This is a genomic window from Pseudomonas sp. TZ252, assembly GCF_056110345.1.
Genome location: NZ_CM148566.1, coordinates 4,759,605 through 4,775,269 on the forward strand (window position 1 = coordinate 4,759,605; position 15,665 = coordinate 4,775,269).

A 15,665-nucleotide genomic window follows, 5' to 3' on the forward strand; every position below is an offset into this window, starting at 1 on the left:
CTCATGACTCGGATGAGCCATGTTCCTCCCTCGATCAATCGAAAACCAGTATATGTTTTTGAGGATACCTATCGATCCAGGCGTTAGGTCGCTGTCTCGCGCGCTACGCCGGTTGGGCTTTCCGCCCAGTAGCGCCGATCGTCGAGGATCGCCCGGTCACGCTCGAACGCCAGGGGCAGGCGTTCCCTGAGGAAGTCCACCCAGGTGCGGATCTTGGCGTCCAGGTAGCGCCGCGAGGAGTACAGCACGAACACCTCGCGGACATGCAGTCGATGGCCCGGCAGTAGCCGCAACAGGCTGCCTTCCTGCAGCGCGCGGGCGGCGACGAAGCCGGGCAGCAGGCAGACGCCGAGCCCGGCCGCGGCGGCGGCGCAGGCGGCCTCGGGAAGGTTGACCTTGAGCGCCTCGTCGAGATCGAGCAGCGTTTCGCCGCGTTCGCCGACGAAGGCCCAGCCCTGCGGGCAGGACGGCGCGGCCACGTTCAGGCAGCGATGCCGCAGCAGGTCCTCCGGCGTGCGTGGCACGCCATGCCGTGCCAGGTATTCCGGCGCGGCACAGACCACGCTGAACACCTGGCCGAGATCGCGGGCGACCAGGGTCGAGTCCGGCAAGGTTCGGCCGAGGGTGATCAGCACGTCCAGGCCTTCCTCGAGCAGGGCCGGGGTGCCCTGGGCCAGCGTGAGGTCGACGGAGACGTCCGGATGGCCGTCCAGGTAGTCCACCAGTAGCGGCATCAGGTGCTCGAGGCCCAGTTCGGTCACCGCGTGGAGGCGCAGGCGACCGCTGGCGTGGGACTGGCTGTCTTCGACGTCCGCCGCGGCGGCGGCGACCGTGCGTAGGATCTGCTTGCAATGCTCGTAGTAGCGCAGACCGCTTTCCGTCACCACGACGCTGCGCGTATTGCGTTGCAGCAGGCGCGCCGAGAGCGCCTGTTCGAGCCCGGCGACCTGGCGCGAAACGGTCGCCGGAGAGGTCCCCAGCGCCTGGGCGGCCTGGGTGAAGCTGCCGTGCTCCACCACGCGGACGAAGGTCCGGATACCTTGCAGCAGGTCCATTTCCAACTCCTTCGCCGGTCCGCGCCCGGCGCCGTCTCAGCCCGACGCCGGGTCGGACGTTGGGCTCCAGCCGCCGCCCAGCGCCTTGTAGAGGTTGACCAGGGTCAGCGACACCGCTTCGTCGCTGGCGACCTGCTGTTCCTGGTTGTCCAGCAGTTGCCGCTGGCTGTCGAGCACGCTGAGGAAGTCCACCGCGCCGGCGCGGTATTGCTCGCGGGCGCTCTGCAGGGCGCGGCGGTTCTGCGCCACGGCTTCGCCGAGGCGCTCCTGGCGGCGCTGGTTGGCGGCGTAGTCGTGCATCGCGTCGTCGACTTCCTGCCAGGCACGCAGCACGGTGCGCTGGTAGTCGATGGCGGCTTCCTGCTGCTGTGCCTCACGTAGCTCCAGGCGTCCGCGCAGGCGTCCGCCTTCGAAGATCGGCAGGCTGAACGCCGGGCCGATGGCGAACTGGCGATGGTCCCAGTCGCCCAGGCTGGACAGTTGCAGGGATTCGAAACCGAAGTTGCCGTTGAGCGTGATGCGCGGATAGAAGTCCGCCTTGGCCACGCCGATGCTGGCGGTAGCGGCGTGCAGGCGCGCTTCGGCACGACGGATGTCGGGGCGGCGCTGGGCCAGTTCGGACGGCAGGCCGACCGGCACGCTGCCCGGCGGACGCGGAATCGCCCGCGCCGGGCCGAGTTCGGCGAGCAGGCTGCCGGGGCTGGCACCGACCAGGTAGCCGAGGGCGTTGACCAGGTGCGCCTGGTTCTTTTCCACCTCGGGCAGGCGTGCCTCCATGCTGGCCACCTGGGCCAGCGCCTGGGCTACCTCGAGGTCGGTGGCGACGCCGTTGGCCAGGCGCGTGCGGGTGAGTTCCAGGCTGCGCCGTGCGGTCTCGAGGTTGTCGCGGATGATCGCCGCACGGTTCTGTTCGCCGCGCAACTGGATATAGTCGCGCGCGGCTTCCGCCAGCACCGAGACCTGCACGTCGCGCAGTTCGTTCTCGCTGGCTTCCACCGTCGCGTCGGCGGCTTCCAGCTCGCGTCGCACGCGGCCCCAGAAGTCCAGCTCCCAGGAGGCGTCGAAGCCGGCCAGGGCGTGGTTGTAGTTGCCTTTGCCGGCCTTGCCGGAGGGATCGAACAGGCCGGCGCTGGTGGTCCGCTGGCGCTGGTAGTTGCCGCTGGCGTCCACCGAGGGCAGGGCGTCACCGCCGAGGCTGCGACGGATCGCGCGGCTCTGCTGCAGGCGCGCCGCGGCGCTGCGCAGGTCGAGGTTGGCACGCTGGACCCGTTGCAGCAGGGCGTTCAATTGCGCGTCGTCGAACAGCGTCCACCATTGGGCTGCGAGCGGCGCGGCGGCGAGGTGGCTGGGGTTGCCGGCAGCGGCCTGGAGCGACCATTCGCCGGGCGCAGGGCGGTCCGGGCGGGTGAAGTCGGGGCCGAGGCTGCAGGCGCCGAGCGCAAGGCTGGCAATAAGCAGGAGCGGAGTGCCTTTCATTGCTGGGCGACCTCGGCGGAGCGGGTGCCGGTCGCGGTGTCGATCCGTGCTTCCACCGACATGCCCACACGCAACTTGCCCGCCATGGCCTGGCGCGGCTCGAGAACGATCTTCACCGGGATCCGCTGGACCACCTTGGTGAAGTTGCCGGTGGCGTTGTCCGGGGCGATCGGCGCGAAGCTCAGGCCGGTGGCCGGTGCGATGCTGTCGACATGGCCGCGCAGAACCTCGCCGGGGAAGGTATCGACGCGGATCTCCACGGCCTGTCCGGGAGAGACGTGGGTCAGTTGGGTTTCCTGGAAATTGCCGACCACGTAGGCCTGCTGCAGTGGCACCACCGCCAGCAGCGCGCTGCCCGGCGTGACATAGGCGCCGACGCGCAGTTGGCGGCGGCCGACCTGGCCGTCGAAGGGCGCGCGGAGTTCGCAGTAGGAGAGGTCCAGGCGGGCCTGGTCGCGTCGCGCCTGCATGCGTTGCAGGTCGCCACGGGCCTGGCCGACGCGGGCTTCGAGGACGCTCACCTGCTTGCGCGTGGCATCCACTGCGGCCTGGCCCTCGGCCAGCCGGGCGCTGGCGGTATCGATCCGCGATTGCGCCTGCTGGGCGTTCTGCAGGCTGCCGGCGCCCTTGCTGGCGAGGGTCTGGTAGCGGCTTTGCTCGTGACGGGCGAAGACCAGCTCGGCCTGCTCGGCGCGGACCTTGGCCCGCGCCTGTTCGATCAGCGCCTGCTGGCGTTGCAGGTTGGCCTCGGCATTGGCCAGGTTGGCCTCGGCACCGAGCACGTCGGCTTCGGCGGCGGCCAGGGCGGTGCGGAAGTCGCGGTCGTCGAGGCGGGCGAGCAACTGGCCGGCCTTGACCGGCTGGTTGTCCTCGACCAGAACGTCCTGGACGAAGCCGGCGACTTTCGGCGCGACCAGGGTGAAATCGGCGTGCACATAGGCGTCGTCGGTGCTCTGCACGACCCGTGGGGCGAGCAGGTGGAACAGCAGGTAGACCAGTAGGGTCAGGACCAGCAGGGCGGCGAGCAGCAGGCTGCCCTTGCGCGAAGTGATGAACGACATACAGCGACCTTTCAGTGTGTGGGAGCGACCGGGCGGGGCGGGTAGGCCCGTTGCGGCAGGATCGGAATCAGGATCAGCAGGGCGCAGGCCAGGCCGGCCATTGCCAGCAGCACGTCGGCGTTGCCCAGCACCTGGGCCTGTTGGCGGGCCTGTTCGGCCAGGTGCTGCCAGTGCGCGCCGGAGTCGGCGCCCGGTTGCAGGCCGGCGATCTGTTGCAGGCGCAGTTCGACGGCCTGGGGCGCATTGCCCAGGTGATCCACCAGGCGGTTGGAGTGGTAGTGCTCGCGGGCGGTGCCGAGGGCGCCGATCACCGCGGTGGCGACTACCCCGGAGAAGCCGCGGACGGTGTTGAACCAGGCCGAGGCGAAGGGTCCCTCGATGGGCGCGATGACGCTGGTGGAGAGCATCAGCAGCGGAATCACCGCCATCGGCTGGCCGACCACCAGTAACAGCATCGGCAGGTAGAAGTCCTCGCGCACCCAGTCCGCCGTCAGTTGGCTGAAGCTCAGACAGGCACCGGCGCACAGGCACAGGCCGCAGGCCAGCACCCAGCGGCAGTCGACCCGCGGGATGTTGCAGAGGGCCGCCACCAGCGGCAGCGCGACGAGCTGCGGAAGGGCCACCAGCAACACCATGGGTACGCTCTGCAGGGGGCGGTAGCCGCGGATCTCGGCGAGGAATTCGGTCGGCACGCCCATGCTCGCGCCGAGCACCACCAGCACGCCGGCCAGGGTGATCAGGGCGAAGGTCAGGTTGCGCCGCTTCAGCAACTGCAGGCGGAAGAACGGCAGCGGGTGGCTCCATTCGTTGACCAGGAACAGCCCCAGCAGGAGGCTGCCGCTGCCCAGCAGCAGGCAGATCAGCGGCGACTCGAACCAGTCCAGGCGTTCGCCTTGCAGCAGACCGATCACCAGGGCGCAGATCGCCGGGAAACCGGTGAGCAGGCCGATGCCGTCGAACTGGCGGAAGCGTTCCAGGCGCACCGGGTCCTGGGGCAGGCCATGGGACACCGCGGCCATCGCCACCAGGCACAGCGGAATGACCTGCCAGAACACCCACTGCCAGCCGACGTATTCGAACCAGAACGCCGCCAGCGGCAGGCCCAGGTTGGGCCCGAAGGTCGCGGTGAGGGCATAGGCGCCCAGGCCATAGAGCTTTATCCCGGGTGGCAGGAAGCGTAGCGCCACGGTCATCAGCATTGGCGGCAGGCAGCCGGCCATCAGCCCTTGCAGGGTGCGCAGGACCAGCAGGCTCTCGAGGTTCGGCGCGAACGGACAGAGCAGGGCCAGCAGGGCGAAGCCGCCGATGGCGAAGAGCGTGAAGCGGCGCAGGGAAAAGGTCACCGAACACCAGGGCGCGAATGCCATGGCGGCGACCTGGGTGGCTTCGTAGAGCACGGTCAGCCAGGTGCCTTCGTCATGGCCAATGGCGAGTGCGCCGCGCACATCGGTCATGGCGATCTCGGTGACATGACCATTGAGACCGGCGGTGAGCGAGGCGAGCAGCACGCCGAGCAGGCCTACCACGATGCGCGTGCCGAAAGGCTGGGCGGCGGGGGCTGCGGTTGGCGTCGGCTGGCCGAGCGGGGTGGCGAGCGAAGTCATCGCGACCTCGCTACGGCGAGGGTGGGGAAACAAGGCATGGGCGGAAACTCTTCTGATTTCCGCCGCAGTCTAGGAGCGTCCCGGTAGTGTGAAAATTGAAATGATCGAAATGAATCAGTGCATTTTGTGCATCTGTTTCAGTTGGAGCCAAGCAGCGGATGGGGATCGCTCTGCACTTCCTCGCAAATCCGCTTGATCGTTTGCCGGAACCAGCGGTGCGCGGGATCGTTGTCGAAGCGTGGATGCCAGGCCTGGACCACCATCACGGTCTTCAACGGCACCGGGATGTCGAACTGGCGCAGGCCCAGGCCCAGTCGGTTGGCCCGCCACAGGGAATGCTCGGCGATCGGCAGCAGCAGGTCGGAGCCGGGCAGGGCGAAGATCGCCGAGTGGAAGGTCGGGCTGATCAGCTTGACGTCGCGCTTCAGGCCGAGTTCTCCCAGGGCCTGGTCCAGCGGTCCATGGTTGAGGCCACGACGCGAGACGGCGATATGCGGAAAAGCGACGAAGCGCTGCGGAGTGATCTCGCCGTCGAAGATCGGGTGCCCCTGGCGGGCCAGGCCGACGAAGCGGGTGGTGAGCAACTGCTGGGTCTTGACCTCGGGTTCCATCCAGGACGAGGCGCCGATATAGAGGTCGATGCGGTTCTGCCGCAGTGCCTCGTCGTCGATGTCCGACTCCTGCACGAAGCGCAGGGTGCAGCGCGGCGCCTCCTCGGCGAAGATCTCCAGCAGGCGTATCGACAGACCGCCGACCAGGGTGTTGTTGGAACGCAGGGTGAAGCAGCGCTCCAGCTTGTCCAGTTGGATGGTCTCGCGAGTGTTGAACAGGTCGCGGGCCTGGTCCACCAGTTGCCGGACCTGCTCCTGCAGTTCCAGGGCACGGGGCGTGGGCACCAGCTTGCGGCCGGCGCGGACCATGATCGGGTCGCCTACCGCCTCGCGGATCCGTGACAGGGTACGGCTCATCGCCGGTGGGCTGAGGTGCATGCGGCGCGCGGCTCCGACCACGCTGCCCTCTTCGAGAAGAACGTTGAGGGCGACCAGGAGATTCAGATCGGGAAGATGCATGGAGTGGAAGTATAAGCACGCTGGCATGCGCAGGGTGCAGTCTTTCGTTCTCCCAGGCGTGCGTTCGCTGCATTGCTGGATTGCGTTCGCGGTGCCTTTACGCGCACCGGTGGCTGCCGAAGAATGCCGGTGCACGCTCTATCCGAGGATTTGCCGATGTTCCATACGCTCCTGGTCGCCATCGACGGCGGCCCGCAGACCCGTCGCATTGCCGAGCTGGCGCGGCAGGCCGCCGCGCCGGGCGCGCGGGTCCACCTGCTGTGCGCGGTGGACGCCGGCTATGCGTTGCCGGGCCGGCCGACGCTGCTCGACTATCCGCCCGCCGCGCACGAGTGCGAAGAGGCCCGGCAGGTGCTCGACGAGGCCCGTGCGCTGCTAGCCGGGTGCGAGCTGGAGGTACGGGCCGAGCTGCGCGCCGGCGACCCGGTGCAGGTGATCCTGGGCGAGGCGCGACGCCTGGGCTGCGAGCTGATCGTCATCGGTCATCGGCACCTGGGGCGGCTGGAGCGCCTGCTCGATCCTTCGGTCGGCGACCGGGTGATCCGCGAGGCGCCGTGTCCGGTGCTGGTGGAAGTGCGCGAGGGAGATGCGCAGGGGAGTTGACCTGCCGGCCGATTGTCGCCACCTTGCGGTTTTTCCCACGAATGCGGAGGACAGGATGCAGGCGGATTTTTGGCACGCCCGCTGGGCGAACAACCAGATCGGCTTCCACCTGGACGAGATCAATCCCTACCTGATGCGCCACCTGTCGCGGCTGCGACTGCAAGCGGGCGAACAGATCCTGGTGCCGTTGTGCGGCAAGACCCTGGACCTGGCCTGGCTGGCCGCCCAGGGACTGGAGGTGCTGGGGGTGGAGCTTTCGGAAAAGGCCGTGAGCGACTTCTTCGAGGAGCACGACCTGCACCCCGAGATCGATCAACTGGATGGTTTCCGCCGCTACCGGGTCGCCGGCATCACCCTGCTGCAGGGTGATTTCTTCGCCTTGCAGGCAGAGCACCTGGCGCAGTGCAGGGCGTTCTACGACCGCGCCGCGCTGATCGCCCTGCCGCCGGAGATGCGCGAGCGCTATGCCGGGCATCTCCAGGCGGTCCTGCCGACGCGCAGCCTCGGCTTGCTGGTCACCATCGACTACCCGCAGGCGGAGATGGCCGGTCCGCCGTTCGCCGTGCCCGACGAGGAGGTGCGTGGCTACTACGCTGGCGGTTGGCGGATCGAGGAACTGGAGCGCGGCGACGTGCTCGGCGTCAACTGGAAATTCCTCGAGCGCGGGGTGTCCTGGCTGGACGAGGCCGTCTACCTGCTGGAGAGAGGCTGAAACGGGGCGCCGCGCGGCGCCCCGTCCATTTTCAGCGGAGTTCGTCGACCAGCACCGCAAGGGTGCTCAGGACGTCCTGGCCGAGCCGCTTGGAGCGGGCGCCGGACCAGCCGGTCCCGGGCTCCGGGTTGTCGTCGTGGTCCTTGAACGGCATCTCGATGGTGAACGCCAGGCAGTCGTAGGTCTGCCCGACGAAGTTGCAGGCCAGCGCCAGGTTGGCCTGGCCCGGCGCACTGCGTGGGTAGCCATGGCGGATCTGGAATTCGCCGCGCGCCATCAGTTCCTCGCGGAAGCGTTGCTCGAGCCGTTCCAGGCGGGGCGTATAGCCCGGGTTGCCCTCGCAGCCGGCGGCGAATACGTGGGGGATTTCCTCGTCGCCGTGGATGTCGAGGAACAGGTCGACGCCATGGCGCTTCATCTCCTGCTGGACGAACCAGACTTCCGGGCTGCGCTCGGCGCTCGGCTCCAGCCAGGCCCGGTTGAGATCCTGGCCGGCGGCGTTGGTGCGCAGGTTGCCGTGGAACGCGCCGTCCGGGTTCATGTTCGGCACCAGGTACAGGTCGGCCTTTTCCAGCAGGCGCTGCATTTCCGTATCATCCGGCCGCTGCAGGCGCTCGATCAGGCCTTCCATGAACCATTCGGCCATGTGTTCGCCGGGATGCTGCTGGGCGATGACCCACAGCTTCAGGTGGCTGTCGGGATGGCGCCTGACCCGCAGCAATTCGATGTCGCGGCCTTGCACGCTGGTGCCGACGGCGAGCCGTTCGACGCCCTCGATGCCGAGCGCACGTTCGACCAGGCGGGCATGCCGTTCGCGGCTGTAGGGCTCGAAGTAGGCGAAGCGGACTTCGCTTTCTTCCGGTTCCAGCTGGAAATGCAGGCCGTCGGCGTCGTATTGCGACGGTACGCGGAACCAGCGTTCGCCATCGTACGAGGCGACTGCCTGGTAGCCGCTCCAGGCATGGCTGTAGGCCGACTGGCCGGCGTTGACCAGGGTGAAGCGGTGCTCGGTGGCGGCAGCCATGCCCTCGACCTTGAAGTGGAACCACTGGAAATGCTGGCTGGCCAGGTCGGGACGGATCGCCAGGCGGATCCGGCGGGGATCGCTGGCATCGATGACCTGGATGTTGCCGCTGTCGAAATCGGCGCGGATCTGCATGGGAACCTCATCGGGCGAAATCACGGACCCGCATGTTCCGGGGCTGGCTCGCGGCTGTCAAAGCGACCATGGATAGGTGGCTTTCCCGGGCATAAAAAAAGGGCGACCGATGGTCGCCCTGTCCCAAGTGTGAAAGCGGATCAGCGTGCGCTGGCGCGCAGCGCTTCGATACGATCTTCCAGCGGCGGGTGGCTCATCAGCAGGCCGGCCAGGCCGTGCTTGAGGCCGCCATTGATGCCGAAGGCGTTCAGGGTGTCGGGCATCTGCACCGGCACGCCCTGTTCCGAACGCAGGCGTTGCAGCGCGGCGATCATCGCGCCGGTGCCGGCCAGGTGGGCGCCGGCGGCGTCGGCGCGGAACTCGCGGCGGCGCGAGAACCACATGACGATGATGCTGGCGAGGATGCCGAGCACCAGTTCGGCGAAGATGGTCGCGACGAAGTAGCCGATGCCCGGGCCGTCCTCGTTCTTCAGGATGGCCTTGTCGACGAAGTTGCCGAAGATCCGCGCGAAGAACATCACGAAGGTGTTCACCACGCCCTGGATCAATGCCAGGGTGACCATGTCGCCGTTGGCGACGTGACCGATCTCGTGGGCGAGGACGGCTTTCACCTCATCGGGCGAGAAACGTTCGAGCAGGCCCTGGCTGACCGCGACCAGCGCGTCGTTCTTGTTCCAGCCGGTGGCGAAGGCGTTGGCCTCGTAGGCGGGGAAGATGCCGACCTCCGGCATCTTGATGCCGGCTTCGCGGGACAGCTCTTCGACGGTTTGCAGCAGCCACTGTTCGTGACGGGTGCGCGGCTGGCTGATGACTTCGGTACCGGTGCTCATCTTCGCCATCCACTTGGAGATGAACAGCGAGACCAGCGAACCGGCGAAACCGAACACGGCGCAGAAGACCAGCAGGCTGCCGTAATTCTGGCCGGTGAAGCGGTCCACCCCGAGCAGTTTCAGGGTGATGCTGGCAATCACCAGGACTGCCAGGTTGGTGGCCAGGAACAACAGGATGCGCATCATGGTGTAAAGCTTCTCCTCACGGCTGAAGGCACGGAGCGCGGTTCGCAGGCCGCCGGGGCGGGCGAACGGGCTCCTGATAATCATGCGGGGTTATATAAGGGGCGGTCCATGGCGATTCAATCGAGGGACTATTTCAAACTGTGTCGCCTTGCGCGCCCAGGTTGCCCTCGAACAGCAGGCGGGTCAGCCCGGCCAGGCGTTCGCCGTCGCCCTGCGCCAGCGCCTGGCGCAACTGGTTGGCCAGGCTGGCCTGTTCGCGGCTCACGCTGGCCGGCGCCTCGGCCAGCGCCGCCGCGGCCCGGGGGACGATACGGGTAAGTCTTAGGAAGGCCTTTTCGCTGAGCACCGCCTGGTCGAGAGCCTCGTAATGAATGGTGTTGGCGAAGCGCAGGTAGCCTTCCTCGGCGAGCCAGAGCAACGCGCCCAGACAACTTTGGTGACGTTTGCTCGGCAGGCCGAACTCGTCCGGCGCCTCGCGGCCGATCAGGTCTTCGACGTAGAGCGCGGTCTTGCGCGGAAACGCCTGGTAGAGAAGCAGGAGGCCGCCAGCGGCGTCCTTGTGGAAGTCGTCGATCTGCAGGTCCATGGATGGGTCGCCGGGCAGGGCGGCGCCAGCGGCGCCGCGGGAGCGGGGGGGTTACTGCTGGTAGCCCTTGAGGAAGCTGCCGATGCGCAGGATCGCCTGCTCCAGGTCGTCGACGCGGGGCAGGGTGACCACCCGGAAATGGTCGGGCCACGGCCAGTTGAAGGCGGTGCCCTGGACGATCAGCAGTTTTTCCGAGAGCAGCAGGTCGAGGACGAACTTTTCGTCGTTGTGGATCGGGCAGACCTTCGGATCGATCCGCGGGAAGGCGTACAGCGCGCCCATCGGCTTCACGCAGCTGACGCCGGGGATGTCGTTGAGCAGTTCCCAGGCGCGGTTGCGCTGCTCCAGCAGGCGCCCCGGCGGCAGGACCAGATCGTTGATGCTCTGGTAGCCGCCCAGGGCGGTCTGGATCGCGTGCTGCGCCGGGACGTTGGCGCACAGGCGCATGTTGGCGAGGATGTCGAGACCTTCGATATAGCTCTGTGCCCGCTGCTTGGGCCCGGAGATCGCCACCCAGCCGGAGCGGAAGCCGGCCACCCGGTAGGATTTGGACAGGCCGTTGAAGGTCAGGCAGAGCACGTCCGGCGCCAGCGAGGCGGTGGAGACGTGGACGGCGCCGTCGTAGAGGATCTTGTCGTAGATCTCGTCGGAGAACAGCACCAGGTTGTGCTGGCGGGCCAGTTCGACCATGCCTTCCAGCACTTCCCTGGAATACACCGCGCCGGTGGGGTTGTTCGGGTTGATGATCACCATCGCCCTGGTATTCGGCGTGATCTTCGCCTTGATGTCTTCCAGGTCCGGCCACCAGTTGGCCTGCTCGTCGCACAGGTAGTGCACCGGCTTGCCGCCGGCGAGGCTGACGGCGGCGGTCCACAGCGGGTAGTCGGGAGCGGGGATCAGCACCTCGTCGCCGTTGTTCAGCAGCGCCTGCATGGACATCACGATCAGTTCCGACACGCCGTTGCCGAGGTAGATGTCCTCGACGCCGACGCCTTCCACCTGCTTCTGCTGGTAATACTGCATCACTGCCTTGCGCGCGCTGAACAGGCCCTTGGAGTCGCTGTAGCCCTGGGCGGTCGGCAGGTTGCGGATGACGTCCTGGAGAATTTCCTCGGGAGCTTCGAAACCGAACGGCGCCGGGTTGCCGATATTCAGCTTGAGGATGCGGTGACCCTCTTCCTCTAGGCGTTTGGCGTGCTTGAGCACCGGCCCGCGAATGTCATAGCAGACGTTGGCGAGCTTGTTCGATTTGCTGACCTGCATGATGTGTCGAATCCCGAAGTGAGCGAACACCGTGGAACAGGCTGCGAAAAGCCCGCTGGATCGCGGCTTGGCAGGCTGTAACGCGGATGACAGACTGGCGTCTATAAGGAGCACGCATGATACGTGCGGCCCGTCCCCCGGAAAAGGGAGCGCCGGGCATTTTTCAGATCGCGAGGTAGAGCCGATGAGCAAGATCGACAAACCCCTGGACTCCTGGCGCGAGGAGTTGACCGAAGAGCAGTTCCACATTTGTCGCCTGGGCGGTACCGAACGCGCCTTCAGTGGCGAATACCACGCCACCAAGACCCCCGGGATCTATCATTGCACCTGCTGCGGCACGGCGTTGTTCGACTCCGACGCCAAGTACGACTCCGGCAGCGGTTGGCCGAGCTATTTCCAGCCGGTGGACGCCGAGGCGGTCCGCGAACTGGACGACTTCAGCCACGGCATGCATCGCATCGAAGTCCGCTGCGGCCGCTGCGATGCCCACCTGGGGCACGTCTTCCCGGATGGCCCCCGGCCCACCGGGTTGCGTTACTGCATCAACTCGGCCTCGCTGAAGCTGGTGCCGCGGGAGAGCTAGAGAGCGACGACCCGTCTTTGGTTCGGGTCGTTTTTCATTCAATCAATTTGTGTGCAATTGAATTGCGAGCTACTTTGTTTCGAGACCCACCCTCAACAAGGAAGACAAGCCATGAGCGATTCGCTGCTGAGCATTCCCTGCACCACCATCAAGGGCGAACAGAAGACCCTGGCCGACTTCGGCGGCAAGGCGCTGCTGGTGGTGAACACCGCCAGCAAATGCGGCTTCACCCCGCAGTACCAGGGGCTGGAGGCCTTGTGGGAAAAATACCGTGAGCGCGGACTGGTGGTGCTCGGGTTCCCCTGCAACCAGTTCGGCAAGCAGGAACCGGGCGACGAGGGCGAGATTTCGCAGTTCTGCGAACTGAACTACGGGGTGAGCTTCCCGCTGTTCAGGAAGATCGAGGTCAACGGCGCCGGCGCCCACCCGTTGTTCGTCAACCTGAAGAAGCGCGCGCCGGGCCTGCTCGGCAGCCAGGGCATCAAGTGGAACTTCACCAAGTTCCTGATCGGCCGCGATGGCCAGGTGGTGAAGCGCTATGCGCCGACCACCAAGCCGGAGGAGCTGAGCTCGGCGATCGAGGCGCTGCTTGAATGAGCACCCGGGGAAAAGTCGCCAGGCCGGATGGCGTCGAAGAATCGCTGCTGCTCGACAACCAGCTGTGTTTCAAGCTGTACGCCGCCTCGCGCGCGGTGATCCGCGGCTATCGGCCGCTGCTCGAACAGATCGGCCTGACCTACCCGCAGTACCTGGTCATGCTGGTGCTCTGGGAGTGGCATGCGAGCCCGCCGGAGCAGCCGACGGTGAAGGCCCTGGGCGACCGCCTGCTGCTCGACTCCGGAACCCTGACGCCCTTGCTCAAGCGTCTCGAACAGCTCGGCCTGGTGGATCGCCGTCGCGCCAGTCACGATGAGCGGGAAGTGCACCTGACGCTGACGGTGCCGGGGATCACCTTGCGCGAACGGGTCATTCCGCTGCGCCAGCAGCTGATCTGCAGCACCGGTTTCGACCTCAACGAGATGTTCGACCTGCACCAGCGCCTGGGCGGATTGCTGTCGCGCTTCCGTCTGGTGGTAGGAGGCTAGCCGTCGTCGCGAGGCCGGCTAGTCGCTCGCGGTGAGCGGGCACCAACGGTCGAGGATGGCTTTCAGTTCGTCGCGGTGGAAAGGCTTGGCCAGGTAGTCGTCCATGCCGGCGGCACGACAACGTTCGCGCTCGTCCGGCAGGGCGTTGGCGGTCAGCGCGATGATCGGCAGGCCGCCCCAGCGTCCGCTGTCGCGGATCTGCCGGGTCGCTTCGTAGCCGTCCATCACTGGCATGTTGCAGTCCATCAGGACCAGGTCGATGGGATGCTCCTCCAGCATCTTCAGGGCATTCAGCCCGTGTTCGGCGATCCATACCTGGCAGCCGAGCTTGTGCAGCAGGCCCTTGGCGACCAACTGGTTGACCGGGTTGTCCTCCACCAGCAGGACCCGGGTGTTGCGCTGTTCTCCCGTGGTGTCCGAGGCGCTCGACGGGGCTATGGCAGTGTGTTCGAGCACGTGTTTCAGGGCCTGGTACAACTGGTTGCGACTCAGCGGCCTGGCCAGTTGGCGCAGCGGCGACAGGCGGCGGGCCAGCTCCGGTTCGAGGAAACTGCCGTAGGCGGTGACCAGCAGGATCGGCGTACCGATGCTCGGACGCAGTCCCATCAGACAGTCCGGGCAATCCGATATCAGTACGTCGAGCGAGTGGCCGAGCAGGCTGTCGTCGGTCTCCAGACGCTTGTACTCCAGGCCCCAGCGCGGCAGCCAGGTTTGCAGCAGCTGCGCCAGCCCGCTGTTGGCCGAGCATTGCGCGATCACCCGGCCGCGCAGCGGCAGCGCCTGCAGCGGAGGGCTGACCGGCGCCAGCGGCAGGCCGACGCTGAACAGGCTGCCCAGGCCGACCGTCGACTCCACCGTCAGCTCGCCCTGCATGGCCTCGCACAGCTTGCGCGTGAGGGCCAGGCCGAGGCCTGTGCCGCCGTATTGGCGGGTGATACCCGCGTCGGCCTGGGTGAACGGTTGGAAGATGCGATCCAGCGCCTCCTGGGCGATGCCGATGCCGGTGTCGCGCACACTGATGCGCACACCCTCGGCGGTGGCTTCCACGCGAACGTCGACCCGCCCCAGGCGGGTGAACTTCAGCGCGTTGGACAGCAGGTTGCTGACGACCTGGCGAATCCGCGTCGGGTCGCCGGAAACCTGGGCGGGCAGGGCGGGGTCGACCAGGCAGGTCAGCTCCACGCCGGCCGCGGCGTTCTGCGAGAGGAGGCTGGCGGTGTCTTCCACCAGGACGCCCAGGTCGAACGGGATCTGTTCCAGGACCAGTTGCCCGGCCTCGAACTTGGAGAGGTCGAGCACGTCGTTGAGCAATTCCACCAGCACCTTGCCGGAGTCGTGGGCGATCGACAGTTGCTGGCGCTGTTCCGGGGTGAGCGGGCCGTCGAGGCTCAGCGAGAGCATGCCGAGCAGGCCGTTCAGCGGCGTGCGGATCTCGTGGCTCATGTTGGCCAGGAAGCTGGCGCGGGCCTGGGCCATATCGAGAGCGGTCTGGCGGGCTTCTTCGAGTTCCTGGTTGGATAGCGTCAGGCGCGCGTTGGCGGCCTTCAGCTCGGCGGTACGGGCGGCGACGATGCTTTCCAGCTCCTCCAGGTACTGGGTCAGGCGGTTCTCCGCCTCCCGGCGCTGTTCGATCTCTACCGAGATGCGCCCGAGCTGGCGGTTGATGACTTCCACCAGCACGCCGATCTCGTCGCGTTCGTGGCCCTTGGGGCAGGGCAGGCGCATGCGTGCCGGCGAGCGTGGATCGTGTCCGCTGAGGGCCTGGATCAGGCTGACCAGGGGCTTGGTCAGCAGGGTATAGAAGAGCACCAGCAGGATCAGCGACAGCAGCAGGCTGCGCACGAAGCCGGAGAGCAGGGTGATGCCGGCGCGACGGAGGAAGTCGTTGCCGAACACGAAGGTGTCGATTTCCAGGTGCAGTACGCCGAGGGCCTCGCCCGGCGCATGGTCGACATGCAACGGGTCCTCGTAGACCCGCTTGTGGCCGAAGAGGAAGTCGCTGAGCGGCCGCAGGCGGCTTTCGGCGGGTTCGCGCGAGGCGCTGGCCAGCGGCAGGCCGGAGGTGTCGATGATTTCCGCGCGGACCACGGCGGGCGAGCGCAGCAGGCCGAGGACCAGCTCCTGGGCCAGCTCCGCATCGATGTTGTAGGCGATTCGCGCGGCGGGGTTGTGGCTGACGTCCAGCAGCGCGCGCACTTCGCGATTGATGGATGCGTCCTGGCTGGCATAATCGACGCCAACCTGAATCAGGCTGAGCAGGGTTCCCAGGATAAAGGCCACCAGCACGGTGAGGCTGGCCTGTTTGAACGACAGGCGATGGGTCAGCGCTATATCCATGGGGGCGGGGATCAGCCTTGGCGAGGTTCTGCCGCCTAGCATAGCCCATCCCGAC

15 protein-coding genes are annotated in these 15,665 nt (G+C 66.9%); 5 read left to right on the top strand and 10 right to left on the bottom strand.

Annotated features, from left to right (window positions below):
• Positions 1-83: 83 nt before the first annotated feature.
• The 5 genes from ACYAF3_RS22105 to ACYAF3_RS22125 form a co-directional block, all read right to left on the bottom strand.
• Entirely contained in the window at positions 84-1,055 is a 972-nt protein-coding gene (locus ACYAF3_RS22105) for a LysR family transcriptional regulator (RefSeq protein WP_003106096.1), read from the bottom strand.
• A gap of 36 nt (positions 1,056-1,091) precedes the next feature.
• Positions 1,092-2,531 (bottom strand): efflux transporter outer membrane subunit, encoded by a 1,440-nt coding sequence (locus ACYAF3_RS22110; protein WP_003114759.1) that lies wholly within the window; start codon positions 2,529-2,531, stop codon positions 1,092-1,094.
• Positions 2,528-3,592, bottom strand: a complete 1,065-nt coding sequence (locus tag ACYAF3_RS22115; RefSeq protein ID WP_003114760.1) for an HlyD family secretion protein — start codon at positions 3,590-3,592, stop codon at positions 2,528-2,530. Before ACYAF3_RS22115 ends, ACYAF3_RS22110 begins: the two co-directional genes overlap by 4 nt.
• 11 nt (positions 3,593-3,603) lie before the next feature.
• Positions 3,604-5,196 (bottom strand): MFS transporter, encoded by a 1,593-nt coding sequence (locus tag ACYAF3_RS22120; protein WP_004350691.1) that lies wholly within the window; start codon positions 5,194-5,196, stop codon positions 3,604-3,606.
• Between the two features lie 137 nt (positions 5,197-5,333).
• The gene (locus ACYAF3_RS22125; protein ID WP_003143729.1) at positions 5,334-6,293 is read right to left on the bottom strand and encodes a LysR family transcriptional regulator; all 960 of its coding nucleotides are present in this window, start codon (positions 6,291-6,293) and stop codon (positions 5,334-5,336) included.
• A gap of 129 nt (positions 6,294-6,422) precedes the next feature.
• Between ACYAF3_RS22125 and ACYAF3_RS22130 the strand changes: the two genes are divergently transcribed.
• Entirely contained in the window at positions 6,423-6,869 is a 447-nt protein-coding gene (locus ACYAF3_RS22130) for a universal stress protein (protein WP_003114763.1), read from the top strand.
• Between the two features lie 55 nt (positions 6,870-6,924).
• Entirely contained in the window at positions 6,925-7,581 is a 657-nt protein-coding gene (locus tag ACYAF3_RS22135) for a thiopurine S-methyltransferase (RefSeq protein ID WP_003114764.1), read from the top strand.
• A gap of 31 nt (positions 7,582-7,612) precedes the next feature.
• On the opposite strand, the gene ACYAF3_RS22140 is transcribed toward ACYAF3_RS22135, so the two are convergent.
• The 4 genes from ACYAF3_RS22140 to ACYAF3_RS22155 form a co-directional block, all read right to left on the bottom strand.
• Positions 7,613-8,740, bottom strand: coding sequence for a M14 family metallopeptidase (locus ACYAF3_RS22140; RefSeq protein ID WP_003090916.1), 1,128 nt, complete (start codon positions 8,738-8,740; stop codon positions 7,613-7,615).
• 140 nt (positions 8,741-8,880) lie between these two features.
• Positions 8,881-9,756, bottom strand: a complete 876-nt coding sequence (gene htpX, locus ACYAF3_RS22145) for a protease HtpX (protein WP_003090915.1) — start codon at positions 9,754-9,756, stop codon at positions 8,881-8,883.
• 133 nt (positions 9,757-9,889) lie between these two features.
• Entirely contained in the window at positions 9,890-10,342 is a 453-nt protein-coding gene (locus tag ACYAF3_RS22150) for a hypothetical protein (RefSeq protein ID WP_105579172.1), read from the bottom strand.
• Positions 10,343-10,393: 51 nt separating this feature from the next.
• Positions 10,394-11,605, bottom strand: coding sequence for a pyridoxal phosphate-dependent aminotransferase (locus ACYAF3_RS22155; RefSeq protein WP_033983100.1), 1,212 nt, complete (start codon positions 11,603-11,605; stop codon positions 10,394-10,396).
• Positions 11,606-11,789: 184 nt separating this feature from the next.
• On the opposite strand from ACYAF3_RS22155, the gene msrB reads away from it, so the two are divergent.
• From msrB to ospR, 3 genes are all read left to right on the top strand, one after another.
• A complete protein-coding gene (msrB, locus tag ACYAF3_RS22160) occupies positions 11,790-12,188 on the top strand; it encodes a peptide-methionine (R)-S-oxide reductase MsrB (protein ID WP_003090911.1) in 399 nt (132 codons plus the stop codon).
• Between the two features lie 111 nt (positions 12,189-12,299).
• Positions 12,300-12,785, top strand: coding sequence for a glutathione peroxidase (locus tag ACYAF3_RS22165; RefSeq protein WP_073658514.1), 486 nt, complete (start codon positions 12,300-12,302; stop codon positions 12,783-12,785).
• A complete protein-coding gene (ospR, locus tag ACYAF3_RS22170; protein WP_003114767.1) occupies positions 12,782-13,273 on the top strand; it encodes a hydroperoxide stress response transcriptional regulator OspR in 492 nt (163 codons plus the stop codon). The genes ACYAF3_RS22165 and ospR overlap by 4 nt, the downstream gene beginning before the upstream one ends.
• 18 nt (positions 13,274-13,291) lie before the next feature.
• Here the strand turns inward: ospR and sagS are convergent, their stop codons facing one another.
• Entirely contained in the window at positions 13,292-15,652 is a 2,361-nt protein-coding gene (gene sagS, locus ACYAF3_RS22175) for a two-component system sensor histidine kinase/response regulator SagS (protein WP_003116565.1), read from the bottom strand.
• Positions 15,653-15,665 lie beyond the last annotated feature (13 nt).